Origin of the sequence: Mesorhizobium sp. WSM3862 (assembly GCF_002294985.1) — a bacterium.
Classification (GTDB): Bacteria; Pseudomonadota; Alphaproteobacteria; order Rhizobiales; family Rhizobiaceae; genus Mesorhizobium.
The window spans coordinates 460,360-484,947 of record NZ_NSGE01000001.1 but is presented as its reverse complement, the minus strand read 5'-3'; the positions used below and the strand labels follow the sequence as shown (position 1 = coordinate 484,947).

At 63.9% G+C, this 24,588-nt stretch carries 20 protein-coding genes and 2 pseudogenes; 11 read left to right on the top strand and 11 right to left on the bottom strand.

What is annotated here, in order from left to right; genetic code table 11:
• Positions 1 to 109: 109 nt before the first annotated feature.
• Positions 110 to 1,933: a glutamine--fructose-6-phosphate transaminase (isomerizing) gene (glmS, locus tag CK224_RS02465; RefSeq protein WP_095780671.1), complete on the top strand. Its 1,824-nt coding sequence runs from the start codon at positions 110 to 112 to the stop codon at positions 1,931 to 1,933.
• Between the two features lie 291 nt (positions 1,934 to 2,224).
• Positions 2,225 to 2,980 (top strand): DUF502 domain-containing protein, encoded by a 756-nt coding sequence (locus CK224_RS02460; RefSeq protein WP_067000327.1) that lies wholly within the window; start codon positions 2,225 to 2,227, stop codon positions 2,978 to 2,980.
• On the opposite strand, the gene recG is transcribed toward CK224_RS02460, so the two are convergent.
• Entirely contained in the window at positions 2,932 to 5,040 is a 2,109-nt protein-coding gene (recG, locus tag CK224_RS02455) for an ATP-dependent DNA helicase RecG (RefSeq protein ID WP_095780670.1), read from the bottom strand. The two genes, CK224_RS02460 and recG, sit on opposite strands and share 49 nt — an antisense overlap.
• Positions 5,041 to 5,133: 93 nt before the next feature.
• On the opposite strand from recG, the gene CK224_RS02450 reads away from it, so the two are divergent.
• The 4 genes from CK224_RS02450 (at position 5,134) to CK224_RS02435 (ending at position 11,406) form a co-directional block, all read left to right on the top strand.
• Positions 5,134 to 5,421, top strand: a complete 288-nt coding sequence (locus CK224_RS02450; protein ID WP_095780900.1) for a succinate dehydrogenase assembly factor 2 — start codon at positions 5,134 to 5,136, stop codon at positions 5,419 to 5,421.
• A 7-nt stretch (positions 5,422 to 5,428) separates the two neighbouring features.
• Positions 5,429 to 8,926, top strand: coding sequence for a transcription-repair coupling factor (gene mfd, locus CK224_RS02445; protein WP_095780669.1), 3,498 nt, complete (start codon positions 5,429 to 5,431; stop codon positions 8,924 to 8,926).
• A 213-nt stretch (positions 8,927 to 9,139) separates the two neighbouring features.
• Positions 9,140 to 10,513: a 3-deoxy-7-phosphoheptulonate synthase class II gene (locus CK224_RS02440; protein ID WP_067328161.1), complete on the top strand. Its 1,374-nt coding sequence runs from the start codon at positions 9,140 to 9,142 to the stop codon at positions 10,511 to 10,513.
• A gap of 188 nt (positions 10,514 to 10,701) precedes the next feature.
• Positions 10,702 to 11,406: a hypothetical protein gene (locus CK224_RS02435; RefSeq protein WP_095780668.1), complete on the top strand. Its 705-nt coding sequence runs from the start codon at positions 10,702 to 10,704 to the stop codon at positions 11,404 to 11,406.
• Here CK224_RS02435 and CK224_RS02430 read toward each other — a convergent pair whose 3' ends face one another.
• The 3 genes and pseudogenes from CK224_RS02430 to CK224_RS02420 all read right to left on the bottom strand — a co-directional run bounded on the left by CK224_RS02430 (position 11,407) and on the right by CK224_RS02420 (position 13,654).
• A complete protein-coding gene (locus CK224_RS02430; protein ID WP_095780667.1) occupies positions 11,407 to 12,174 on the bottom strand; it encodes an RES family NAD+ phosphorylase in 768 nt (255 codons plus the stop codon). It abuts the gene before it with no gap.
• Entirely contained in the window at positions 12,134 to 12,511 is a 378-nt protein-coding gene (locus CK224_RS02425; protein WP_095780666.1) for an antitoxin Xre/MbcA/ParS toxin-binding domain-containing protein, read from the bottom strand. The genes CK224_RS02430 and CK224_RS02425 overlap by 41 nt, the downstream gene beginning before the upstream one ends.
• A 71-nt stretch (positions 12,512 to 12,582) precedes the next feature.
• Positions 12,583 to 13,654 (bottom strand): annotated as a pseudogene (locus tag CK224_RS02420) (diguanylate cyclase).
• A 322-nt stretch (positions 13,655 to 13,976) separates the two neighbouring features.
• Between CK224_RS02420 and CK224_RS02415 the strand changes: the two are divergent.
• A complete protein-coding gene (locus CK224_RS02415; RefSeq protein ID WP_095780899.1) occupies positions 13,977 to 14,396 on the top strand; it encodes a GFA family protein in 420 nt (139 codons plus the stop codon).
• A 77-nt stretch (positions 14,397 to 14,473) separates the two neighbouring features.
• Positions 14,474 to 14,833, top strand: coding sequence for a diacylglycerol kinase (locus CK224_RS02410; protein WP_095780665.1), 360 nt, complete (start codon positions 14,474 to 14,476; stop codon positions 14,831 to 14,833).
• Positions 14,834 to 14,856: 23 nt separating this feature from the next.
• On the opposite strand, the pseudogene CK224_RS02405 reads toward CK224_RS02410, so the two are convergent.
• Positions 14,857 to 15,466 (bottom strand): annotated as a pseudogene (locus CK224_RS02405) (DedA family protein).
• Complete coding sequence (locus tag CK224_RS02400) at positions 15,466 to 16,026, bottom strand: DUF1003 domain-containing protein (RefSeq protein WP_095779282.1); 561 nt, start codon at positions 16,024 to 16,026, stop codon at positions 15,466 to 15,468. Before CK224_RS02400 ends, CK224_RS02405 begins: the two are co-directional and overlap by 1 nt.
• A gap of 197 nt (positions 16,027 to 16,223) precedes the next feature.
• Between CK224_RS02400 and CK224_RS02395 the strand changes: the two genes are divergently transcribed.
• From CK224_RS02395 to CK224_RS02385, 3 genes are all read left to right on the top strand, one after another.
• On the top strand, positions 16,224 to 16,943 hold the full coding sequence (locus tag CK224_RS02395; RefSeq protein ID WP_095780664.1) for a DNA-3-methyladenine glycosylase I: 720 nt from the start codon (positions 16,224 to 16,226) through the stop codon (positions 16,941 to 16,943).
• A gap of 103 nt (positions 16,944 to 17,046) precedes the next feature.
• A complete protein-coding gene (locus CK224_RS02390; protein ID WP_095780663.1) occupies positions 17,047 to 18,726 on the top strand; it encodes an NAD+ synthase in 1,680 nt (559 codons plus the stop codon).
• 407 nt (positions 18,727 to 19,133) lie between these two features.
• A complete protein-coding gene (locus tag CK224_RS02385) occupies positions 19,134 to 20,939 on the top strand; it encodes an ABC transporter ATP-binding protein (protein ID WP_095780662.1) in 1,806 nt (601 codons plus the stop codon).
• 51 nt (positions 20,940 to 20,990) lie between these two features.
• Here the strand turns inward: CK224_RS02385 and CK224_RS02380 are convergent, their stop codons facing one another.
• The 5 genes from CK224_RS02380 to CK224_RS02360 all read right to left on the bottom strand — a co-directional run bounded on the left by CK224_RS02380 (position 20,991) and on the right by CK224_RS02360 (position 24,511).
• A complete protein-coding gene (locus CK224_RS02380) occupies positions 20,991 to 21,302 on the bottom strand; it encodes a PilZ domain-containing protein (protein ID WP_066998925.1) in 312 nt (103 codons plus the stop codon).
• Positions 21,303 to 21,417: 115 nt separating this feature from the next.
• A complete protein-coding gene (locus CK224_RS02375; RefSeq protein WP_095780661.1) occupies positions 21,418 to 21,906 on the bottom strand; it encodes an NUDIX hydrolase in 489 nt (162 codons plus the stop codon).
• Positions 21,907 to 22,126: 220 nt separating this feature from the next.
• Positions 22,127 to 22,627, bottom strand: coding sequence for a xanthine phosphoribosyltransferase (gpt, locus tag CK224_RS02370; protein WP_066998919.1), 501 nt, complete (start codon positions 22,625 to 22,627; stop codon positions 22,127 to 22,129).
• A gap of 206 nt (positions 22,628 to 22,833) precedes the next feature.
• Entirely contained in the window at positions 22,834 to 23,667 is an 834-nt protein-coding gene (locus tag CK224_RS02365; protein WP_067328185.1) for a universal stress protein, read from the bottom strand.
• 103 nt (positions 23,668 to 23,770) lie between these two features.
• Entirely contained in the window at positions 23,771 to 24,511 is a 741-nt protein-coding gene (locus CK224_RS02360) for a competence/damage-inducible protein A (RefSeq protein WP_066998913.1), read from the bottom strand.
• Positions 24,512 to 24,588 lie beyond the last annotated feature (77 nt).

Here is a 24,588-nt window from a genome sequence, read left to right as displayed (position 1 = left end):
AGTCGCAAAACCGTTCCGGGTGACACCGAACGAAACGCAAAGTGACTTTCGCGGCAGGCCGGCCATCCGTAGATAGCGCTGGGTTTTCGCAGGGAATCGGGGGCAGCGCATGTGCGGTATCGTTGGAATTGTCGGCCATTCACAGGTCGCGCCGCTGATCGTCGATGCGCTGAAGCGGCTCGAATATCGCGGCTATGACTCGGCCGGCGTCGCCACCATCGAGAATGGCACGCTCGGCCGCCGCCGCGCCGAAGGCAAGCTGATCAATCTTGAACGCCGGCTGAAAGAGGATCCGCTGGAAGGCACGATCGGCATCGGCCACACGCGCTGGGCGACCCATGGCGTGCCGAACGAGACCAATGCGCATCCGCATTTTTCCGAAGGCGTCGCGATCGTCCACAACGGCATCATCGAGAACTTCGCCGAACTGCGCGACGACCTCTCCCGCGATGGCTACAAATGCGCCTCTCAGACGGACACCGAGGTCGTCGCGCATCTGGTGGCGCGGGAGCTCGCCAAGGGGCTGAAGCCGGTCCAGGCAGCGCACCAGGCATTGAAGCGGCTCTCGGGCGCGTTTGCGCTGGCGATCATGTTCAAGGGCGACGAGGATCTGATCGTCGGCGCCCGCAACGGTCCGCCGCTTGCCGTCGGCCATGGCGACGGCGAGATGTTTTTGGGCTCGGACGCGATCGCGCTGGCGCCTTTCACCAACGCAGTCACCTATCTCGAAGATGGCGACTGGGCGGAAGTGCGTCGCAACAGCGTCACCATCTATGACGCCGACGGCAACAAGGTCGACCGCAAGCGCCAGCAGTCGCTCTCGACCAGCTTCATGGTCGACAAGGGCAACCGCCGCCATTTCATGGAAAAGGAAATCCATGAGCAGCCGGAGGTGATCTCGCACACGCTGGCGCATTATGTCGATTTCGTCTCCGGCGTGTCGAGGCCGCTCGATCTGCCCTTCGACTTTGCCAAGATCGGCCGGTTGGCGCTCTCGGCCTGCGGCACCGCCTATCTGGCCGGGCTGATCAGCAAATACTGGTTCGAGCGCTATGCGCGGCTGCCGGTCGACATCGACGTCGCCTCGGAATTCCGTTACCGCGAGATGCCGTTGTCCGGGAACGACGCGGCGTTCTTCATATCGCAGTCGGGCGAGACCGCCGACACGCTGGCTTCCCTGCGCTACTGCCGCCAGGCCGGCATGAAGATCGGCGCGGTCGTCAATGTGCGCGAATCGACCATGGCGCGCGAATCCGACGTCGTGCTGCCGACGCTTGCCGGGCCGGAGATCGGAGTCGCCTCGACGAAGGCTTTCACCTGCCAGCTCTCCGTGCTGGCCTCGCTCGCAGTGCGGGCCGGCGTGGCGCGCGGGACGATCTCGCGCGATGAGGAGAAGCGGCTGGTGCGCGAGCTTTCCGAGGCGCCGCGCTTTGCCACACAGGTGCTGAAGCTCGACGAGCAGATCGAACGCATCTCGCGTGAGCTGTCCCGCTACAAGGACGTGCTCTATCTCGGCCGCGACACCAATTTTCCACTAGCCATGGAAGGGGCGCTGAAGCTCAAGGAAATCTCCTACATCCACGCCGAAGGCTATGCCGGCGGCGAGCTGAAGCACGGACCGATTGCGCTGATCGACGAAAACATGCCGGTTATCGTGATCGCGCCGCATGACCGCATCTTCGAAAAGACGGTTTCCAACATGCAGGAAGTCGCGGCGCGCGGCGGCAAGATCATCCTGATCACCGACGCCAAGGGCGCGGCCCAGGCCGGCATCAAGTCGATGGAGACGATCATCCTGCCCGAAGTACCTGAGATCATCGCGCCGATCATCTACGCGCTGCCGATCCAGATGCTCGCCTATTTCACCGCGGTGTTCATGGGCACGGATGTCGACCAGCCGCGCAATCTGGCGAAATCGGTCACGGTCGAATAGCACTGTCACTGCTTCTTTTGGGCACCGTAGTTCGAAGTATGGCTTGCCGATGGCCCTTTCACTCCTCGGCGGGCGTCGCGGAATGGATCCTCGGGTCTACGCCGCGTCGCTTCGCTCCTTGCTCCGCGCGTGGATGACGAAGGGAGGGGTGTTGCAGCCAGTCGCGAACGCAGGAGCTTCATTTGGAACGCTGAAAGCCGCTTCATAGAGCGCGCTCTTTAAAAACTTCGCAGTTCCAAACCGAATTGCGGTTCACTAAAGTTCAACCGCAATCTGCGCCGCGGTGATCCTATGTCCGACGCCCTGAAGACCTCTGGCATGACCCGGCTCAGGAATTACTTCCTGACAGGCTTCATCGTCTGCGCGCCGCTGGCGATCACCGCCTACATCGCCTGGTCGCTCATCGGCTGGGTCGATTCTTGGGTGAAGCCCTACATTCCCGCCCGCTACAACCCCGACACCTACCTGCCGTTTCCGGTCCCCGGCTTCGGGCTGATCGTGGCGCTGGTGCTGATCACGTTCATCGGTTTCATGACGGCCAACATCGTCGGCCGCGCAATCGTCAATTTCGGCGAGCGGCTGCTTGGCCGCATGCCGCTGGTGCGCGGCATCTACCGCTCCCTGAAGCAGATTTTCGAGACGGTGCTGTCAAACAAGGGCGACATGTTCCGCCAGGTCGGGCTGGTCGAATATCCGCGCAAGGGAGTCTGGTCGCTGGTCTTCGTCGCCAGCGAGAAGGAAACGGAGATCAACCAGAAGCTCGACCAGGAAGGCGATCCGTTGATCGCGGTGTTCATGCCCTGCACGCCGAACCCGACCACAGGCTTCCTGATGTATGTTTATAAATCCGAGATCGTGCTGCTCGACATGACGATCGAGGACGGCGCCAAGCTGATCGTTTCGGCCGGCATGGTGGCGCCGGAGGTCAAGGCCAAGCTGGTGACGCTGAACGGCGAGCCGATCGAAGGGCCGCTTGCCAATCCGGCGCTGGGCGCGGCTCAGCCGGCGCGCAGCAGCCGCACCGCCTCGTCGCGCCCGAACAGGTAGAGCAACAGCCTAAGCGCCTCGCCGCGCCCAGACTGCAATTCGGGGTCGCGCGACAGGATCAGCCGTGCGTCGTCGCGAGCGGCTTCGAGCAGGTCGGCATGGAACTCGATGCGCGCGACCTGGAAACCTGGCGTGCCGGACTGGCGGGTGCCCAGCAGCTCGCCTTCGCCGCGCAGCTTCAGATCCTCCTCGGCGATGCGAAAGCCGTCCTCCGTCTCGCGCATGACCGACAGCCGGCGCTTCGCCGTCTCACCGAGCGGATCCTTGTAGAGCAGCACGCAGGATGAGGGCTTGTCGCCGCGCCCGACCCGTCCACGCAACTGGTGCAACTGGGCAAGGCCGAAGCGCTCGGCATGCTCGATGACGATGATCGTGGCGTCCGGCACGTCGACACCGACTTCGATGACGGTGGTGGCGATCAATATGCGCGTTTCGCCCTGCTTGAAGGCGCGCATCGCATCGTCCTTCTCCGCGCCCTTCATGCGGCCATGGACGAGGCCGATCTGGTCGCCGAAGAGCGGCTTCAGCGAAGCGAAGCGGTCTTCCGCCGACATCAGCTTGATCTCTTCGGATTCCTCGACCAGCGGACAGATCCAGTAGATCTTCTGACCCTCGGCGACGGCGTCGACCATGCGCCCGACTAACTCGTCCAGCCTCTCCATTGGCAAAGTGACGGTGCGTATCGGCTGGCGGCCCGCCGGCTTTTCGGTGAGCTTCGAGACATCCATGTCGCCGAAGGCGGTCAGCACCAGCGTGCGCGGAATGGGCGTCGCCGTCATCACCAGCATATCGGGCGCGTCGCCTTTGGCGGTGATGGCGAGACGCTGGTGGACACCGAAGCGGTGCTGCTCGTCGACGACGGCAAGCACGAGGTCGTGGAAGGTCACCGTCTCCTGGAACAGCGCGTGCGTGCCGACGACGATGTCGATCGCACCGCTGGCGAGGCCTTCCAGTGTTTCGGCGCGTTCGCGGCCCTTCTCGCGGCCGGTAAGGACGGCGACGCTGAGGCCGGCTTTTTCCGCCAGCGGGGCGATGGTCGCCAGATGCTGCCGCGCCAGGATTTCGGTCGGCGCCATCAGCGCAGCCTGGCCGCCTGCCTCGACCGCGCGCCCCATGGCAAGCAGCGCGACCACCGTCTTGCCGGAGCCGACATCGCCCTGCAGCAGACGCAGCATGCGTTCGGGTTCGGCCAGGTCGGCGTTGATTTCGCCGAGCGCGAATTCCTGGCTGGGGGTGAGCCTGTAGGGCAGGGCAGCGCGCAGTTTCTCGACAACGCTTCCATCGCCGACCAGCGGCCGGCCCGAAAGGCGGCGGATTCTGGCGCGCACCAGCGCCAGCGACACCTGTCCTGCTAGGAGCTCGTCATAGGCCAGGCGCCGCCAGGCCGCACCCTCGACGGCAACGTCGATCGGGTCCTTGGGATAGTGGATGCGGGTCAGCGCAGCGCCGAAGGACGGAAAGGTGTGGCGGCGCATGAAGGCGTCGTCCTGCCATTCCGGCAGTTCCGGCAAGCGGCCGAGCGCCTGTCCGATGGCGCGGCGCAGCACTTTTGCGGACAGGCCGGCGGTTAGCGGATAGACGGGCTCGACCAGCGGCAGGCCCTCGGCCTCGTCGAGCGGCGCGATATGGTCGGGATGAACCATGGTCGGGCGGCCGTTGAACCATTCCATGCGGCCGGAGATTACGACGCGCTCGCCCTCAGGCAGCATCTTCTGCAGATAGGCGGCATGGGCATGGAAGAAGGTCAACGCGATCTCGCCGGTGTCGTCATGGGCGTAGATCCGGTAGGGCACGGACCTGTTGCCGCGCGGCGGCGGCTGGTGACGGTCGACCCGCACCTCGAGTGTTACGATCTGGCCTTCGGCCGCTAGCGCGATGCCAGGCCGGTTGCGGCGGTCGATAACCGCGTTGGGGAGCACGAACAGAAGATCGGCGGCGCGCGCGGCGCGGTCGCCGAGATCGGCCGGCACGACACGTTCGATCATGGTCCCGACCTTCTGGCCGACGCCGGCGAGCGAGGTGATCGGGACGAACAGGGGATCGAGGATGGAAGGACGCATCTCGTCAGCTTATGTCGCGGAGGCCGCAGCGCAAAGGCTGACACCGTCCTCTATCCACGCTATATGCGCCGCTTCGAACAGGGATGCAGCGCGATGACCGGAACACAGCGATCAAGCGAGGGACTGGACGTCCGCCGCCGCAAGCTGCTGTTCCGCTCCTGGCATCGCGGCATGCGCGAGATGGATCTCATCCTGGGATGCTTCGCCGATGCCGAGATCGGCGCCTTGACCGGCGACGAAATCGACCAATATGAAAAGCTCCTCGAAATCCCCGACACCGAATTCCTGCCGATGATCACCGGCGAGTGCCCGGTTCCGCCCGATATCGATTGCGCGGTGCTGCAGAAGATCCTGGCGTCGCGCCGGACCATGACATTTTGAAAGAAGCATGAGTCTCATTCCCTCCATTGGCCTGCCGAAGGGCCGCGCCGGCCAGTTCATCGTCGATGGCGTCGCTGACGGTTACGAAGCTTTCGCGCTGGCGCGGACGGCGCAGGAGATCGCGCCCGACAAGCCGGTGCTGTTCGTCGCGCGCGACGGCCAGCGGCTGCCGGCGATCATCGATGCGCTCGCCTTTGCCGCGCCCGGCCTGCCGGTTCTGGAACTGCCTGCCTGGGACTGCCTGCCTTACGATCGTGTCTCGCCGGGCGCGGATGCCGCCGCGCGGCGCCTCGACGCGCTCTCCGCCATCATTGCGCTGGCGAAAAAGCCGCACCGCGCGGTGATCCTCACGACGGCCAATGCGCTCTTGCAGCGCATTCCGCCGGCCGAGCTGATCGAGGCGCAGACCTTCCATGCCAAGCCCGGCAACCAGATCGACATGAACGTGCTGATCGCGCGGCTGGAGAATTCCGGTTTCGAGCGCGTGCCGACCGTGCGCAACGTCGGCGAGTTCGCGGTGCGCGGAGGCATTCTCGACCTCTTCGCGCCCGGCTGGAGCGAGGCGCTGAGGCTCGACTTCTTCGGCGACACGCTGGAATCGATCCGCGTCTTCGACGTGGCGACCCAGCGCACGACCGGCCAGCGCAAGTCGATGGCGCTGCAGGCGATGAGCGAGGTGGCGCTGACGCCGGAAACGATCAGCCGCTTCCGCCGCTCCTATATCGAAGCCTTCGGCGCGCCGTCGCGCGACGATGCGCTCTATGCAGCCGTCAGCGAAGGACGGCGCTTTGCCGGCATGGAGCACTGGCTGCCTTTCTTCTACGAGCAACTGGAGACGGTGTTCGACTATCTGCCGGACGCGCCTGTCATCTTCGATCATCTCGCGCATGAGGCGCTGGCCGAGCGCCATACGCTGATCCTCGATCACTATGAGGCGCGGCGGAAGCAGGCTGACGGCGCGCTGAAAGATGCCGTGCCCTATAAGCCGGTGGCGCCGGATCTGCTCTATCTCTCGCCGGAAAATCTCAAAGCCTCGCTCGGACCGCGCGAGGACATTGATTTCACCGTCTTCGACGCACCCGATGTCGGCGGCAAGAAGGTCTTCCATGCGGGCTCGCGGCAAGGCCGCAGCTTCGCCGAGGAGCGCGCCGACCCGAACAGCAATGTCTTCGACGTGGTGGTGAAGCATATTGCCGACGAGCGCGCCGCGCGCCGCCGCGTCATCGTCGCCGGCTGGACCGAGGGCTCGCTCGACCGCCTCGGCCAGATCCTCGCCGAGCATCATCTCGGCAACCTGAAACCGGTGGCGACTCTTTCCGAGGTCGAAAAGCTCGAGCCGGGGCAGGCCGGTCTTGCCGTGCTGCCGCTCGAATCCGGCTTCGAGACCGACGGGATGGTCGTCGTCGCCGAACAGGACATTCTAGGCGACAGGCTGATCCGCCGCTCCAAGCGCAAAAAGCGTGCCTCCGACTTCATTGCCGAAGCATCGTCGCTGTCATCCGGCGACATCGTCGTTCACGCGGACCACGGCATCGGCCGTTTCGTCGGTCTGCGCACCATCGAAGCGGTCGGCGCACCGCATGACTGCCTCGAAATCCACTATGCCGGCGACGACCGGCTGTTCCTGCCGGTCGAAAACATCGAGCTCCTGTCGCGCTACGGTTCGGATTCGGCGGAAGCGCCACTCGACAAGCTCGGCGGCGGCGCCTGGCAGGCGCGTAAGGCGCGGCTGAAGAAGCGGCTGCTCGACATGGCCGGGCAATTGATCCGCATCGCCGCCGAGCGGCAGATGCGCGCAGCACCCGCCATGATTCCGGCCGACGGCCTTTATGGCGAGTTCGCGGCGCGCTTTCCCTATGAAGAAACCGACGACCAGCAGACGGCAATCGATTCCGTCATGGACGATCTCGGTGCCGGCAAGCCGATGGATCGGCTGGTTTGCGGCGACGTCGGCTTCGGCAAGACGGAAGTGGCGCTGCGCGCCGCCTTCATCGCGGCGATGGAAGGGTTCCAGGTCGCCGTCGTGGTGCCGACGACGCTGCTGTCGCGGCAGCATTTCAAGACCTTCTCGCAACGCTTTTCCGGCCTGCCGATCCGCGTCGCGCAGGCATCGCGCCTGGTCGGCTCCAAGGAACTGGCCGAGACCAAGAAGGGCGTCGCCGACGGCACGGTCGACATTGTCGTCGGCACGCACGCGCTGCTCGGTAGCTCGATCTCCTTCAAAAATCTCGGCCTGCTGATCATCGACGAGGAGCAGCATTTCGGCGTCAAGCACAAGGAGCGGCTGAAGGAGCTCAAGAACGACGTGCATGTGCTGACACTTTCGGCGACGCCGATTCCGCGCACGCTCCAGTTGGCGCTGACCGGTGTTCGCGAGCTGTCGCTGATCGCCACCCCTCCGGTCGACCGCATGGCGGTGCGCACCTTCATCTCGCCCTTCGATCCGCTGGTCATCCGCGAGACGCTGCTGCGCGAGCGCTACCGCGGCGGCCATTCCTTCTATGTCGTGCCGCGTATCAGCGATCTTGCCGAAATCCATGATTTCCTGAGAGAATCCGTGCCGGAGCTGAAAGTAGCGGTCGCCCACGGCCAGATGCCGGCCGGTGAACTCGACGACATCATGAACGCCTTCTATGACGGCCAGTACGACGTGCTTCTGTCGACGACCATCGTCGAATCCGGCCTCGACATTCCGACCGCCAACACGCTGATCATCCACCGAGCCGATATGTTCGGTCTGGCCCAGCTCTATCAGTTGCGCGGCCGCGTCGGCCGCTCGAAGGTGCGCGCCTATGCGCTGTTCACGCTGCCGGCCAACCGCAAGCTCACCGATACGGCCGAGCGCCGGCTGAAGGTGCTGCAGTCGCTCGATACGCTCGGCGCTGGGTTCCAACTTGCCAGCCATGACCTCGATATCCGCGGCGCGGGCAATCTCCTCGGCGAGGAGCAGTCAGGCCACATCAAGGAGGTCGGTTTCGAGCTCTACCAGCAGATGCTGGAGGAAGCGGTGGCCGAAGTGAAGGATTCCGGCGAAGTGCTGGATGGCGGCTGGTCGCCGCAGATCGCGGTCGGCACCGCCGTGATGATCCCGGAGAGCTATGTGCCGGACCTGCAGCTCAGGATGGCGCTCTACCGCCGCCTTGGCGACTTGGAGACCACCGAGGAGATCGACGGCTTCGGCGCCGAGCTGATCGACCGTTTCGGGCCGCTGCCGGAAGAAGTGACGCATCTGTTAAAGATCGTCTTTATCAAGGCGCTTTGCCGCAAGGCCAATGTCGAGAAGCTCGATGCCGGCCCCAAGGGCGTCGTCATCCACTTCCGCAAGCGCGAATTCCCCAATCCGGTCGGACTGGTTAAATTCATCGGCGAACAGGGCTCGCTGGCCAAGATCAGGGCTGACCACAGCGTCGTCTTCATGCGTGACTGGCCGAATGCCGAAAAGCGCCTGGCCGGCTCGGCTGTTGTCATGACTCAATTGGCGCGGCTGGTCGACAAAGCTGCCTGACGGCTTCACACCGGCATCCGAGCAGTTCAAGGCATTCGCCACTGCTGAAATTCCCGGCTAGAATAGAAAATCGGCTTCGTGTAAGGAGCCGCGACCTCTGATTTGGGGCGGGAATGGCGGGCGAGACCGCTCGCCAGTTTGTTTTGACGCAATTCCGGACGTAAACCGTTCACAGTTTTCCTGGAATTGCTCTGAAGAGTTTTGGGTGCAGCGATGACAAAATGGTCGCCGAATTCGTGGAGAGCAAAGCCGATCAAGCAGGTTCCGGCCTATCCGGACCTTGCGGCGCTGGAGGCCACGGAAGCCCGGCTCACCACCTATCCGCCGCTGGTGTTTGCCGGTGAAGCGCGCAAGCTGAAGAAGCAACTGGCGGCGGTCGCCGCCGGCGAGGCCTTCCTGCTCCAGGGCGGCGACTGCGCCGAGAGCTTCGCCGAGCACGGCGCCGACAACATCCGCGACTTCTTCCGCGTCTTCCTGCAGATGTCGGTGGTGCTCACCTTCGCCGGCGCGCAGCCGGTGGTGAAGGTCGGCCGCGTCGCCGGCCAGTTCGCCAAGCCGCGCTCCTCCGACAGCGAGACCAAGGCCGGCGTGACGCTGCCGAGCTATCGCGGCGACATCATCAACGGCATCGAGTTCGACGCCGCGTCGCGCATCCCGGATCCCGCAAGGCAGGAGATGGCGTATCGCCAGTCGGCGGCGACCCTCAATCTCCTGCGCGCCTTCGCGCAAGGGGGCTATGCCAGCCTGGAGAACGTGCATCGCTGGATGCTGGGCTTCGTTGCCGACAGCCCGCAGGGCGAGAAATACGAATCGCTCGCCAACCGCATCACCGAGACGATGGATTTCATGCGCGCGGTGGGCATCACGTCGGAAACCAATTTCGCGCTGCGCGAGACCGATTTCTACACCAGCCACGAGGCGCTGCTGCTCGGCTACGAGGAGGCGCTGACCCGCGTCGATTCGACTTCCGGCGATTGGTACGCGACTTCGGGCCATATGATCTGGATCGGCGACCGCACCCGCCAGCCCGACCATGCGCATGTCGAATATTGCCGCGGCATCGAGAATCCGCTCGGCCTGAAATGCGGTCCGTCGCTGACGCCGGACGGCCTGCTGGAGCTTATCGACCTGCTCAACCCCGAGAATGAGCCCGGACGGCTGACGCTGATCGCGCGGTTCGGCTCCGACAAGGTCGCCGAGCATCTGCCGAAGCTGGTGCGGGCGGTGAAGAAGGAGGGCCGCAACGTGGTGTGGTCTTCCGACCCGATGCATGGCAACACGATCGAGGCGGCCGGCTACAAGACGCGGCCGTTCGACCGTATCCTGAAGGAAGTGCAGACCTTCTTCGAGGTGCACCGCGCCGAAGGCACGCATCCGGGCGGCATCCATGTCGAGATGACCGGCAAGAACGTCACCGAGTGCACCGGCGGCGCCCGGGCCATCACGGCGGAAGACCTGCAGGACCGCTATCACACCCATTGCGATCCGCGCCTCAATGCCGACCAGGCGATCGAACTGGCCTTCCTGGTCTCGGATCTGCTCAAGAAAAGCCATACGATCCAGCACAAGCAAGCCGCCAACGCCTAAGCCGCTTGCCAGCGATCGAACCGGGGCGTCGGACAAAGTCCGACGCCCTTTTCGTTTGGGCCGATCCTGCGAGGCGCCGGCCGCCGAAACCTTACGAAAATTTATAGTTACGCGACCATCGCAAGACCAAGATTGAGGTGGAGGTGTCGCCCGCGGTCGAAAACCGCGCACACGACACAGGTCCCCCCATGCGCCACGAGCATGCCATCGTTCATCACCGCGCGATCGACTTCTGGTCGGCGCGGGCGGCGGTGCTTGTCGTCATCTGCCTGCAGCTTCTGGTCATCAACGACCTGTCCTTCGGTCCGCGCTGGCTCGCGCCCGCGATCGAGGCGGCGCTGCTCGTGCCTTTGTCGATCGCAACGGCCTGGACGCAAATGGCGACTCAGAAGGCCGTCGATCACGAGCATTGGTATGCGATCAGCCGGTTTCGCGTCTTCATCCGCCGTACCGCCTTGGTCATGACCGGCGTCATCAGCATCATGAATTGCGGCTCGCTGGTCTTCCTCGTCCAGAAGTTGCTTGCAGGCCATGCCGGCGCCGGCACGACGCTGCTTGTCGACGCGCTCAACATCTGGGTCACCAACGTCATCGTCTTCGCGTTGTGGTTCTGGAGCACCGACCGCGGCGGCCCGCCGACCTGCGGCCTGGTCAAGCGCGCGCATGCCGATTTCCTGTTCCCGCAGATGACGCTGTCCGATCGCGAGATCCGCGACTGGCTGCCCGGCTTTGTCGATTACGTGTTCCTGGCCTTCACCAATGCGACGGCGTTCTCGCCGACCGACACATTGCCGCTCACTCAGCGCGCCAAGCTCCTGATGATGGCCGAGGCAATGATCTCGCTGCTGACGATCGCGCTAGTTGCCGCGCGTGCGGTCAACATTCTGGCTTAACTAGCGCCCGCGCTCCCAGCGCATATTCGCCAGCCTCAGATCGACAAAGCTCGTCCTTGCGAATTCCAGCCGCCTGTCTGGAAATTCGCAGATTGCCTGGACCCCGAACGAGCCGATGCGGATGCGCCAGGTATGAGGCTCCAGCGGCTTGGCCTTGGCAAAACCGCTGCACGTCAAGAGCGCGATGTTGGCGCCCTTCGGATCGCGCGCCGAGCGGTAGCGGATAGCCTGCATCCCCGCCTCGCGCGCCACGTCGGCGATGGCCTGGCAGGCGGCATAGTCAGTCGGATCCGTCCAAGCCTTCTCGTCGCGGTCGAGCGGCGGCCGCGTGAGGTCGACGGCCTTCTCGCATCTGATCGCCGCGGCAAAGGCGGTATATTCGGCCGCGTCGTTCGGCCATTGCGTCTGCGGTGATTCCGCAAAGAACAGCAAGCGGTAGAAGGCCATTTCCGCCACTGCCGTCAGCACCGTCTCGGCGGCGTAGTAGACGCCCTTGGTCTTGCCGGCGCGGCGGAAGCGCGAGCCGTACGGATAAATCGAGCCGTAGCGGAAGGGCGTCGCCAGAAGATAGTGAAGATGGCGGCATTCCAGCGGGATCCGCGGCTTGCTTTCCTCGATGAGGTCTTCGAGCAGGCCCTGCTCGTCGAGCCTGTCGACGAGCTTCAGGGTCGAGACGCGATGCTGCGCCTCGACCATCCGCCAACATTTGCCTTCGAGCCTGACGGCCTCAGACGAGAGCGCGTCGGGAATCCAGGTAGGCAATGACATCGACAAGTCCGGCAATGGTCAGGATTTTTTCGAGCGGCGTGCCGTCGAGCGCCGTGTTCGGGTTCTTCAGCCATGCCCGGGCGACCGTCTCGTCGCCGCCGACGATGGCGTCGAGCGAGCGGAACAGCCGCACGAACAGCACCGCAAGCTCGAACGGCTTGGTGCCGCGCTCGAGCAGGAATTCCTGCTTGCGCATCCGCGAGACCGTCGCCTCGGAGACGCCGATGACCAGAGCAAGCGTTCGCGCCGTGATCTCGAGCAGGTCGGCCGCGCGCAGCGTGGCCTTGGTGATGACGGCATTTTCTGCCGCCGTCGCGGCAGCGACTGGACGTTGCATGAGCGCACCTTTCATTTCCGTGGAAAATATAGTCCACAGAAATTCATTTGGAAAGGGCTTTCAAAGTGCACTCAGTCCTTCTTGTAGAGCAGCCAGCCCTTGCCGGCACGGCCGGCCATTGTGGAATGCCTGGTGACGCGGTTGCGGCCGCCGATCTTGGAGCGATAGAGCGCGCGGTCGGCCTTGGTGTAAAGGTCTTCGGGGGTGTCGGCCTCGGAAGCCATGCAAATGCCCATCGAGACAGTCACCGTGCCATAGTTCATCCCGGTCTTGGCTGCTGGTGAACGGCGTCTGTTCGATCAGCACGCGGATGCGCTCGGCGATTTCATAGGTGGTATCCTCGCTGGCGCCTTCGACGATCAGCGCGAACTCCTCGCCGCCGGTGCGCGCCACGAACATGTCGGCGCGGATGCTGGACTGGAAGATGTCGGCGATGATCTGGATGATCTTGTCGCCGACCGGATGGCCGTAACGGTCGTTGATGTCCTTGAAGCGATCGATGTCGGCAAGGATGAGCGCGTTGAAGAGGATACCGCGGTTGCTGTTGTAGATGCGCGTGATTTCCTTGTCGAAGGCGCGGCGATTCCAGATCTGCGTCAGCGGATCGGTATTGGCGAGCCGCTTGTATTCCTCCAACTTCGATTTGACGCTTTCGAGCTCGGCCGTCTTTTCGCTGAGCGTGCTCGCGATCTGGCGGTTGTGATCCAGCGTCGAACTGGTGGCGGCAGACATCGCGCCGGCGATCTTTTGCAGCAGATCCTGGGAAAGCAGGCTGCGATTGCTCAGGCCGCTCGACGTCTCGTCGAGGATGCGGCCGTACTTTTCGATATGGCTGCGCTCGCTGCGCAGCAGCGCGGCGACGTCCTCAAGCTCCTTGGCGACCACCTCGCGGGCGTGTTCGACGATCGCAGGCCCGTGGTGCTGCGGGAAGAAGGTGCGTCCGATGCGATCGAGATCCTCTTGCGTCGGCCGATTGCTCAACGAGACGACAGCGAGGCTGAGCTCGTGATTGCTGCCGCTCAGCGCTTCATAAAAGATTTCGTAGTTGCGCGGCAGGCCGAGCAGGCCGAGCTGGCGCATGGTCGCCACAACGGTGCTGGCGATGTCGCCATTTCTGTCGCTCGGGACGGCTGCCGGCTGCATAGTCTGTTCACTACCCCCTTCAGTGCGCGACCGGAGACCTGCCACCGCCGGGAGCCGCCAATATGGGGATCGAATCAGAATTGCGATGCTAGGCCGCGTCCCCAACACGACCATCGCCTGCAGGAACCATAAATGCAGCTGCGCTAAAGTTTCCTTAATGGCGGGCGTTTCCAGACCGTTTTTGCTGCTTCAGGTTGCACTGCGGTGCAGGCGCAGCTTTTGAAACGCGCCGCTTCGGTGTCGCATTTGCCTGCGCCGGACGAGCGCAAAACTGGAATCTTGTCCGGCGCGCTCGAGGTGAATGGCGTTGAAGGAGGCCGGGATGGGGGAAAATCACACTGGATCGTGCCTGTGCGGAGCGGTGCGCTTCACGACGAGAGGAGCGCTGCGCGGAGTGGTCTATTGCCACTGCTCGCAGTGCCGCAAGCAAACCGGCCATTTCGTTGCAGCGACTTCTTCGAGGGACGCCGACATCGACATCGAGGGGGCCGACGCGCTTGCTTGGTACGGCGCGTCCGACATAGCGAAACGCGGTTTTTGCAGCAGCTGCGGCTCGGTGCTGTTCTGGAAGCACAACGAGCTCGACACGATCTCCATCATGGCCGGCTCGTTCGACAAGCCGACCGGGCTTTCGGCCGAAAGCCACATCTTCGTCGGCGACAAGGGCGACTATTATGCAATCGACGACGGCCTGCCGCAGTTCGACAAGTCGACGCCGTCGATAAAGGTCGCGGTCGAGTGACTTTTGGGCCGCCTGCCTTATTCCCTTGACCCGGCTGTTGCGATATCCCCTCACGGTGATTCGAAACGGGGCTGGGCATGCAGCGGCTGATCGACGCTTTCATCAATTCGGCGCGGGCTTTCCGCAAGCTGGCTGCTCACGAAAAGGCGTTCCAGCAGGAGTTGATGCTGCTTGCGCTCGCTCTGCCGGCCGGCTGGTTCATCTCGGTATCCTGGCGCGGCTACGCCTTGCTGATCGGCGCGGTTCTGCTGATGATCCTGGTCGAGGTGCTGAACACAGGCATCGAGGCGGCGTGCGACGCGATCTCCCGCGAGTTCCACATCGACATCCAACTCGCCAAGGACTGCGGCTCGCTGGCGGTGCTGATTTCGATCGTGATCGCGGGCGCCGTGTGGGGCATTGCCATCATCGAGCGCATCATCGGCGCGCCGATCTGACCGGGAGGCATCGGTCCGACAGCTTAGGATTCGGCCTGATCCTCTTTTGCGTCCATTGCGCGCTCCCTTCCGGCAAAGTGGCGGGCAACCAGCCCGGCGAGGACGGCCACAGCGATGCCGACGGCGAGGGCGACGAGCACGCGTTCATGGCGGGCAAATGCCTGGCCGACCATGCGCTCCGCCCCAAGCCCGAAGACATAGCCGAGGGTGCCGAAGAGGGTTGCCCAGACGGCCGACGAGATGGCGTTCAGGATGACGAAGCGCGGCACCGACACGGTCGACAGCCCTGCGGCGATGCCGCCGACAAGGCGCATTCCGTAGATGTAGCGGTTCGTCAGCACGAAGATGTTGGGGTGGGTGTTGAGCAGCCGGTAGGCGCGGCGAAAACCCGGCCGCCTGCGCAGCCTGACGACATAGGGATGATCGGCAAAGCTGCGGCCGAGGGTGAAGAAAGCCGTGTCGCCGGCGAAGGCGCCGAGAAAGGCGGCCAGGAAAGCCTGCCAGAGCACGAATATGTGCTGATGGGCGAAGAAGCCGCCGAGGATGGCAGCGCTTTCGCCCTCGGCGACGCAACCGAGGAAGACCGCGATCAGCCCGTATTGCTCGATGGAGACGATGGATGGCCTCGGTCATCAGCCCGCCGACCGCGCCGACAGCTTTTCGTCGATCCGCCTGATCTGCTCGGCCATGCGCAGGATCTCGTCGCGCATGCCGATGAGCTCACTGTGGCGCAGTTCGTCGAGCTTCTCATGCAGCGCCATGATCTCGATCTCGGCCTTCAGGTTGACCTCATAGTCATGGGCGGCGTCGATGCGGTCACGCTCGGTCTGGCGGTTCTGCGACATCATGATCACCGGTGCTTGCAAGGCGGCGACCATCGAGAGCACGAGGTTGAGGAAGATGAAGGGATAGGGATCGAAGGCGTTCCGCGACAAGAGCCAGACATTGCCAAAGGTCCACAGCACCAGAAAGGCGATGAAGCCCAGAATGAAGGACCATGAGCCGCCGATACGGGCGATCGTGTCGGCAACGCGATCGCCATAGCTCTGATGAAAGGCGACTGCCTTGTTGGTGTCCCTAGTGATGGTGGTGCGTTCCAGCGTCGACTTGAGCACGCGGCTCTCTAGAGGAGAGAGACCGTCCGGCTGTCGTTTCAGCCAGCGGTTCGACAGATCCTCGACCGTCTTGTTCATCGTCCTCTCCGTCGTCAGGCCCGCGTTTCCAAGAATCCGGATGGTAACCGCTGCGCGTTTTTCCTGAGATTGCTCACTTATCTCACGCAATTCCGGACGGAAAACCGCTGCGCACTTTTCCTGGAATTGCTTATAGAGGTAGAGGCTACCGAGCCTGACGGGAAGTGATAGATTGGTCGGAGCAGGCGAGGGCGGAAATGGCCGACTTCCAGCAAATTCGTGCCCGGGCGGCAAAACGCAAGGGCGGTGAAGAGGCGCTGGCGTCGCTGCTCGGACCCATGCCCGACAACGCGGCCGTGGCGAAAGTTCATGACGACCGCATCCTCTCCACCATGGCCGAGCGCATCTTTGCCGCCGGTTTCGTCTGGCGGGTGATCGAGCAGAAATGGCCTGGTTTCGAGGAGGCGTTCCTTGGCTTCGAGCCGAAGCGGCTCCTGTTCCAGCCGGACGACTTCTGGCACGAGCTGGCGTCCGACAAGCGCATCGTGCGCAACCCGCAAAAGATCAAATCCGTGCGCGACAACGCGGCTTTCGTCGACCGCGTCTCGAAGGAACATGGCGGCTTCGGCAAGTTCCTGGCCGACTGGCCGGCCGACGACCAGGTCGGGCTGACCGCCTATCTCGGCAAGCATGGCAGCCGGCTCGGCGGCAACACCGGCCAGTATTTTCTGCGCTGGCTGGAGTGGGACACCTTCATTGTTTCCGCCGACATGGCGGCGGCGCTGCGCGACGCCGGTCTCGACATCGCCGAAAGCCCGACTTCGAAGCGGGATCTCGACAAGATCCAGGCGCAGATCAACCGATGGTCCGCCGAGACCGGGCTGCCGCGCCGGCACATCTCGCGCATTCTGGCGATGTCGATCGGCGAGAACCATTCGCCGGAGACGCTGCACGAATATATGGGCGAGCAGGCCTGATCGCTGCGGCTGCAGCGGGACTTGACCGGCATTCGCCGGCCAGTCCTGGGTGGCACAAGCAATCGCCATTGCCCGGCGATTGCCGCCACGCTAAATCCAATTCATGACCCAGACCGCTCCCGACCTACTGCGCATTGCCGTCGCCCAGCTCAACCCGACCGTCGGCGATGTCGCCGGCAATCTCGCCAAGGCGCGCGAGGCAAGGGCGGATGCGGCCCGCCAGGGCGCCGATCTAGTGCTCTACACGGAGCTCTTCCTCGCCGGCTATCCGCCGGAAGACCTGGTGCTGAAGCCGGCCTTCCTGAAGGCTTGCGAAAAGGCGGCGCAGGATTTCGCCGCCGACACCGCCGATGGCGGTCCTGGCGTCATCATCGGCACGCCGCTGAAGCGCCGGACCGGCACGCATAACTCCATCGTCTTCGCCGATCGCGGCAAGATCATCGCCGAGCGCTACAAGCTCGACCTGCCGAACTATGGCGAGTTCGACGAGAAGCGCGTTTTCCAGGCCGGGCCGGAGCTGCAAGGGCCGGTGAATTTCCGCGGGGTGCGCATCGGTGTCCCGATCTGCGAGGACATCTGGGGCGACATCGCCGTCTGCGAGACGCTGGCCGAGAGCGGCGCCGAGATCCTGCTTGTGCCGAACGGCTCGCCCTACTACCGCGCCAAGATCGACGTCCGCCACCAGGTGGTGATCCGTCAGGTCATCGAATGCGGATTGCCGATGATCTACGCCAATCAGCTTGGTGGCCAAGACGAACTCATCTTCGACGGCGCCTCCTTCGCCATCGGCGCGGACGAGACGCTTGCCTTCCAGATGAGCCAGTTCGAGGAAGCGGTCGACGTCACCACCTGGAAGCGAAGGGATGGCATCTGGGTCTGTTCCGAAGGCCCAATGTCGAAGATTCCGGAGCGGGAGGAGGCCGACTACCGGGCCTGCATGCTGGGCCTGCGCGACTACGTGAACAAGAACGGCTTCAAGAACGTGGTGCTCGGCCTCTCCGGCGGCATCGACTCCGCGATCTGCGCTGCACTGGCGGTCGACGCGCTTGGCGAGGAGCGGCTGCGCACCGTCATGATGCCCTATCGCTATACCTCGAAGGACTCGCTGAAGGACGCCGAGGATTGCGCCCGCGCGCTCGGCTGCCGTTACGACATCGTGCCGATCTCCGAGCCGGTCGAAGGTTTCCGGCATGCGCTGACCCAGCTCTTCGAGGGCACTCAGGAAGGTATCACCGAGGAAAACCTGCAGAGCCGTGCGCGCGGCACGATCCTGATGGCGATCTCGAACAAGTTCGGTTCGATGGTCGTCACCACCGGCAACAAGAGTGAGATGTCGGTCGGCTACGCCACCCTCTATGGCGACATGAATGGCGGCTTCAACCCGATCAAGGACCTCTACAAGATGCAGGTCTATGCGCTGGCGCGCTGGCGCAACGCGCATGTGCCGCCGGGGGCGCTCGGCCCATCGGGCGAGGTCATTCCGAAGAACATCATCGATAAGGCGCCGTCGGCGGAGCTGCGCGAAAACCAGACCGACCAGGATTCGCTGCCGCCTTACCCGGTGCTGGACGACATTCTCGAATGCCTGGTCGAGAACGAGATGGGCGTCGACGACATCGTCGCGCGCGGCCACGACCGGGCGACGGTGACGCGCGTCGAGCATCTGCTCTACATTGCTGAGTACAAGCGCCGGCAGGCGGCCCCAGGCGTGAAGATCACGAAGAAGAATTTCGGCCGCGACCGCCGCTACCCGATCACCAATCGGTTCCGGGATCGCAGCTAGTCCGCCGAAACGCAAAGCTGTTCGCTGAACCGGCGCTGTTCGCAGCGCAACCCACCATTGTTGCAAAATCGTCTCAGTGGCCGGACAAGACGCCCTCCTGGCGCCGCCCTGCCTTGGCGAGATGGTGAGCCGCCTCTATAAGAGCGCTTCCGCGATTCCCTTTCGGGAGGACCGTATGGCAGGATTTGACATCGTTATGCGAGGCCGCGAAGCCTAGATCTGCACCGGCCGTCCGAACTCCGTTCGGAAGGCCAGCCGCAGGCAGGCATCTGGCTCTGCCGGTCGCCACCGAGGGCGCGCGACCAGCCATACTGAACCTCCCCGTTTCAAGGGCGCCATAGGGCGCCGGCGCGGGTTTTCCAATTTGATTTTAGCGGGACCGGGCCTCTGTGCGCCCGGATGACATCATGGCTCGTTTCAGAATAGATCTGCGCGCCAGCGCCTTTCGCAGCGTGCTCGGCTTCACGCTCGGCCACTGGCGCCGCCAGCCGTGGCGCCTGTCGCTCATCATGGGCGCATTCCTGCTCTCGACGCTGGCCGACGTGCTGACGCCGCTCTATTCCGGCAGGCTGGTCGACGCGGTCGCCAGCAGCGCCGGCGCCGACGAGGTTGCGTGGCACGCCGCAATGACGGCGTTCGCCATCCTGATGGCGCTGGCGTTGGCGGCTGTGGTGCTGCGCAACGCCGCCTTCATGGGGATTGTCGAACTGACGTTGAAGATGATGTCGGACATCGCCGCCGACGCGTTCCACCGCGTCCAGCGCTTCTCGACGGACTGGCACGCCAACAGCTTCGCCGGCTCGACGGTGCGCAAGATAACGCGTGGCATGTGGGCGCTCGACCTGCTCAACGACACGATCCTGATCGCGCTGCTGCCGTCGTTCGTCATGCTGGTGGGCTCGACGCTGCTGCTCGGCTGGTTCTGGCCAATGATGGGGTTGGTGGTCGCGATCGGCTCGGTGATGTTCATCGCCGTCACCGCCATGCTGTCGCTTGGCTACGTCGCGCCGGCGGCACGCCTCGCCAACAGCTGGGATACACGCCTCGGCGGCGCGCTGGCCGACGCGGTGAGCTGCAATGCCGTGGTCAAGGGTTTTGGCGCCGAGGCGCGCGAGGAAGCGCGGCTTGCCCGCGTGGTCGCCAAATGGCGTCTGCGAACGGGCCGTACCTGGGTGCGCGGCACGTTCAACGGCACCGCGCAAGGCACGATGCTGCTCTTGATGAGGGCGGCCGTGATCGGCCTTGCGCTCATGCTTTGGGCGTGGGGCGAGGCGAGTGCCGGCGACATCGCCTTCGTTCTGACGTCGTTCTTTGTCCTGCAGGGCTATCTGCGCGATATCGGCACGCATATCCGCAACCTGCAGCGCTCGATCAACGACATGGAGGAATTGGTCGACTTCCAGTCTGAACCGCTCGGCATCGAGGACCGGCCCGGTGCCGCTCCGATCCGGATCACCGACGGCCGCATTGCGTTCGAGAAGGTGACGTTCCATTACGGCAATCACCGGCTGCCGCTCTATCGCGACTTCGAGGTCGAGATCGCCGCGGGTGAACGCGTCGGGCTGGTCGGGCATTCGGGATCGGGCAAGACGACTTTCGTCAAGCTGATCCAGCGCCTCTATGACGTGAACGGGGGCCGGATCCTGATCGACGGCCAGGACATCTCGAAGGTTGCGCAATCATCGTTGCGCAGCCAGATCGCCATCGTGCAGCAGGAGCCGATCCTGTTTCACCGGTCGCTGGCCGAGAACATCGCCTATGCCAGGCTGGGCGCAACGCAGGCCGAGATCGAGCATGCCGCGAAGCTCGCCAGCGCGCACGACTTCATCGCCGATCTGCCCAAGGGTTACGGAACCCTGGTCGGCGAGCGCGGCGTGAAACTGTCGGGCGGCGAGCGCCAGCGCGTGGCGATCGCGCGCGCCTTCCTGGCCGATGCGCGCATCCTGATCCTGGACGAGGCGACATCGAGCCTGGATTCCGAATCGGAGGTGCTCATCCAGAAGGCGATGGAGCGGCTGATGGTCGGGCGCACGACATTGGTCATCGCACACCGGCTTTCGACCGTGCGGGCACTCGACCGGCTGCTGGTTTTCGACCGCGGCCGCATCATCGAGGAAGGCTCGCACGACGAGCTTATCCGGCTGAACGGCGGTATCTACCGCCGGCTGTTCGAGCGCCAGGCGCTCGAACTCACCAAAGGCCTGGTCGCCTGAGGAAAGGCATCCGGCTTCGGCCGGGTGCCTTCCCGCCTTACGGGCCGACCGTCAGCCGTAGTGCAACTTGGGCTTGGCCTCTGTACCGGTGAACTTGACGCCCACGCGGTCGTTGCGGCGCCAGCGGACTTCCGCGCGATAAGCCACGCCATCGAGCGGGACGTAGAGCAGGAAACGATCGGGAACGCGTGATTCCGGTGCGACTTTCAGCTCGGCGCCACCGGCATTCTGATTGCGCAACGTGCAACTGACCTCGGAATTCTGGATACCGGTGATGATCGTCCCGCCCTTGAGCACGCGCTGGCGATGCTCGCGCCGGTGTTCGCCGGAGTTCTCTTCAAGTGGTTGCGCGGAGTTCGTCATCGATCGACGCCATTAGCCGAATCGGCACTGCATTAATAACACAAAGCACCGATGTTCGCGCACCGCAACGCGCGGCATGCTCGTCGGGTCACATATGCGTTATGTGAGCGATGCCTCAGGCGAATCTATGCGGATCGGCGCAGAAATAGGCAATGATCTGGCAAAGATCGGGCTCGTTGACCATGCGGGCGGCCTCGGCGGAGCCGACCCATCTGCGGGTGCGGGCGCGCTTTTCCTTCCAGCGGTCCGCGACGCGGTCGACCTTGAGCGGGAACACCAGGACCTCGCAAGGCACCTCCTCGCCGGATGCCAGGACCTTGCCGTAGAAATAGCGGCCGGCTTCGAGATGCGAGACCGTGCCGTGCAACCCCGCTTCCTCGCCCGCTTCGCGGGCGGCAGCTACGCAAAGCGGCTCCCTGGCTTCCGGCCAGCCTTTCGGCAGCACCCAGCGCCCGGTATCGCGGCTGGTGATCAGCATGATCTCGACGCCGTTTTCGTTCTCACGCCAAGGCAGGGCTGCAACCTGCAGGCGGCAAGGCACTGAGCCGAAGAGTCGTCGGACTCTTTCGGCCATCTGGTTGTGCGTCGTTGGCCTCGTCAACATCGTAGAAGCTGCCCCGAGCCTCTAGAATCATTTGCCATCAAACGAATCTTACGACGTATTGTGGACGATAAAAGTAAAAAACTTCACTCGGGTTGGTTAACCCGGACAGGGCCAGGCAATTGCGAAATCATCGCCCCCGAGGCCTTCTCCCCGAGAGCCTTCTCCATGCAGCAAACAGTGATTTGCGCGGGCGCTGGACGGAAATAGCGGCTTCCAACGATCAGCCGGCGTGATCGTCGGCAATCGGCTTCTGATAGGTGAAGCCCATGTCCCACGGGAAGTAGATCCAGGTGTCCTGGCTGACCTCGGTGACGAATGTATCGACCAGAGGCCTGCCCTTCGGCTTGGCATAGACGGTGGCGAAATGCGCCTTCGGCATCATGGCGCGCACGATGCCGGCCGTCTTGCCGGTATCGGTGAGGTCGTCGATGATGAGCACCCCCGCGCCGTCATCGGCAAGAAGCGAAGGCGAGATCTCCTTCAGCACCTGCAACTGACCCTGGCTGGTGTAGTCGTGATAGGAGGCGACGCAGACCGTTTCGATGACGCGGATGCCAAGCTCGCGCGAAATGATCGCGGCGGGCACCAGGCCTCCTCGGGTGATGCAGACGATCGCCTTCCACTGGCCTTTGTTGGTGCCGGAAAGCCGCCAGGCGAGCGCGCGGGCATCGCGGTGGAACTGGTCCCAGGAGACCGGAAAGGCTTTTTCGGGAAGGGACATGGTTCGTGCACTCCGCAAGCGCGCGCCGCAGCGCGCAGATACGATGGAATGCAGCCGGAATTAGCCGGAAAGCGCCAGCCTTGGCAAGGTGGTAGCCAAGGATGGCTGTGTACTTCTATCGCGCTGTTCAGGCGACGCGGTGCAAGTTCCCTGTTTGATACATGTCCTTGTCCCCCGAACCCGATTCCCACTTCGCGGAGAAAGGCTTATCTCGACAGGAAGGCTGCCACGTTTGCCGTGCGCAGCACGGTGCGGGTGACGCCGCCGAACAGGAGCTGTCGCAGCCAGGAGTGGCTGTAGGCGCCGAGCACCAGCAGATCGGCGCCGGATTCGGCGATCCTCTCCTGGATGATGTCGTCGACCGAGCTTGCCCCCGATTTCTGCACGGAAACGCTGACATTGGCGCCGTGGCGTGACAAGGCAGCCGCGATCTCGGCGCCCGCCGCCTCGGGAGCCTCGTCGAGCGTTTCCGGCGGATCGATGACGAGAATGTCAGTCTTGTCCGCCTCGCTGATGAAGGGCAGGGCATCGAATGCTGCACGAGCCGCCTCCTTACTGCCGTTCCAGGCCAGCAGCACACGCCTGAAGGTGGTGACGAGCGGCCCGGCATGCGGAACGACAAGCACCGGCCGGCCGGCATCGTAGACCAGGGTATCGACATCGGCGCCCGGATCGCCCCCGGTGTCGCGCTGCGCGGCGATAATCAGGTCAGCCGCCCGCACGCTCGAAATGCCGGTCAGCGCGCTGTCGCCGGAGAAGCTTTCGAGGCTCCGCCACTCGAAGGACAGGTCGGAATCCTCGACGCGCCTGAGAAAGACCGCCTGCAGCTTCTCGGCGCGCTCCTTGTTCATCTCGGCCGAGACCTGCAGGAATTCGGTGTCGGGGAAACCGGTTGCCGACGTATAGGGGACGGGAAGCGCTTCGGCGTGGATGCCGACGAGGTGGCTTTCGAACCGCTCGGCAAGCGGGATGGCGCAATCGAGCACGCGCTCGGCGTCCTGTTCGTTCTGCAGAATGGCGACGATCGTCTTGAAGCGCATGGCAGATCCCTCAAATTTATCGGCGCAAGATCGCCACCGGCATCAATGGCCGCAACGAAAGTGCCGTGCCAGAAACGTCGGCGCGCGCCTTCTGGTTCCGGGGTCAGCTCGCGGCCGACAGGCCCGCCACCATGGCCGCAACGTCTTGGCGCGCGGCCTCGAGAGCCGCTTCGTCGCGGGCACGTACCACGAGCTCGGTCCAGAATTTGCCCTCGCCATATTTCGGGTAGGAGCCGATAATGGTGTCGGGATGCGCTTTTTGGATGTCGGCCAGCGGTCCGCCGATCAGGCCTTCGCCGAACGGGCAGTGCACGGTTGCCGACAGCATCTTGATGCCGGTCTTCAGCGTCGGCACGACATTGTCGAGCATCGCCTGGAAGATCGACGGCACACCGGCCATCACGTGAACGTTGCCGATACGGAAGCCTGGCGCGATCGACACCGGATTGTCGATGTGGTCGGCGCCGCGCGGCATGCGCGCCATGCGCTTGCGCGCCTCGGTGAATTCGATACCGCGCTCGGCATAGCTTGCCTCCAACATGGCGTAAGCCCTGGCATCGTATTCGCAAGGCACGCCGAAGGCCTTGGCTATCGAATCGGCGGTGATGTCGTCATGCGTGGGGCCGATGCCGCCGGTGGTGAAGACATAAGTGTAGCGGGCGCGCAGCGCGTTGGCGGCGGCGACAATCTCGTCCTCCTCGTCGGGAACGATGCGCACTTCCTTCAGGTCGATGCCGATCGCGGTCATGATATCGGCGAGATGGCCGATATTCTTGTCCTTGGTCCTGCCGGAGAGGATCTCGTCGCCGATGACGAGCATGGCGGCGGTGACGATTTCGGGCATGGCTCACTCCGGCTGCAGGTGGCCTGAAATAACGCGGCGGACAGCCGGCCGCAATGCGCACGCGAGGCGGGGCTCTT

Excerpts from the sequence above, each read along its gene's own strand:
- gpt (WP_066998919.1), bottom strand. The coding sequence starts at position 22,627 with ATGTCCCTTCCCGAAAAAGCCTTTCCGGTCTCCTGGGACCAGTTCCAC.
- CK224_RS02435 (WP_095780668.1), top strand. The coding sequence starts at position 10,702 with ATGCGCCACGAGCATGCCATCGTTCATCACCGCGCGATCGACTTCTGG.
- CK224_RS02460 (WP_067000327.1), top strand. The coding sequence starts at position 2,225 with ATGTCCGACGCCCTGAAGACCTCTGGCATGACCCGGCTCAGGAATTAC.
- CK224_RS02375 (WP_095780661.1), bottom strand. The coding sequence starts at position 21,906 with ATGTTGACGAGGCCAACGACGCACAACCAGATGGCCGAAAGAGTCCGA.
- CK224_RS02415 (WP_095780899.1), top strand. The coding sequence starts at position 13,977 with ATGGGGGAAAATCACACTGGATCGTGCCTGTGCGGAGCGGTGCGCTTC.
- CK224_RS02425 (WP_095780666.1), bottom strand. The coding sequence starts at position 12,511 with ATGCAACGTCCAGTCGCTGCCGCGACGGCGGCAGAAAATGCCGTCATC.
- CK224_RS02410 (WP_095780665.1), top strand. The coding sequence starts at position 14,474 with ATGCAGCGGCTGATCGACGCTTTCATCAATTCGGCGCGGGCTTTCCGC.
- CK224_RS02400 (WP_095779282.1), bottom strand. The coding sequence starts at position 16,026 with ATGAACAAGACGGTCGAGGATCTGTCGAACCGCTGGCTGAAACGACAG.
- CK224_RS02430 (WP_095780667.1), bottom strand. The coding sequence starts at position 12,174 with ATGTCATTGCCTACCTGGATTCCCGACGCGCTCTCGTCTGAGGCCGTC.
- recG (WP_095780670.1), bottom strand. The coding sequence starts at position 5,040 with ATGCGTCCTTCCATCCTCGATCCCCTGTTCGTCCCGATCACCTCGCTC.
- mfd (WP_095780669.1), top strand. The coding sequence starts at position 5,429 with ATGAGTCTCATTCCCTCCATTGGCCTGCCGAAGGGCCGCGCCGGCCAG.
- CK224_RS02385 (WP_095780662.1), top strand. The coding sequence starts at position 19,134 with ATGGCTCGTTTCAGAATAGATCTGCGCGCCAGCGCCTTTCGCAGCGTG.
- CK224_RS02380 (WP_066998925.1), bottom strand. The coding sequence starts at position 21,302 with ATGACGAACTCCGCGCAACCACTTGAAGAGAACTCCGGCGAACACCGG.
- CK224_RS02390 (WP_095780663.1), top strand. The coding sequence starts at position 17,047 with ATGACCCAGACCGCTCCCGACCTACTGCGCATTGCCGTCGCCCAGCTC.
- CK224_RS02365 (WP_067328185.1), bottom strand. The coding sequence starts at position 23,667 with ATGCGCTTCAAGACGATCGTCGCCATTCTGCAGAACGAACAGGACGCC.
- CK224_RS02440 (WP_067328161.1), top strand. The coding sequence starts at position 9,140 with ATGACAAAATGGTCGCCGAATTCGTGGAGAGCAAAGCCGATCAAGCAG.
- CK224_RS02360 (WP_066998913.1), bottom strand. The coding sequence starts at position 24,511 with ATGCCCGAAATCGTCACCGCCGCCATGCTCGTCATCGGCGACGAGATC.
- CK224_RS02450 (WP_095780900.1), top strand. The coding sequence starts at position 5,134 with ATGACCGGAACACAGCGATCAAGCGAGGGACTGGACGTCCGCCGCCGC.
- glmS (WP_095780671.1), top strand. The coding sequence starts at position 110 with ATGTGCGGTATCGTTGGAATTGTCGGCCATTCACAGGTCGCGCCGCTG.
- CK224_RS02395 (WP_095780664.1), top strand. The coding sequence starts at position 16,224 with ATGGCCGACTTCCAGCAAATTCGTGCCCGGGCGGCAAAACGCAAGGGC.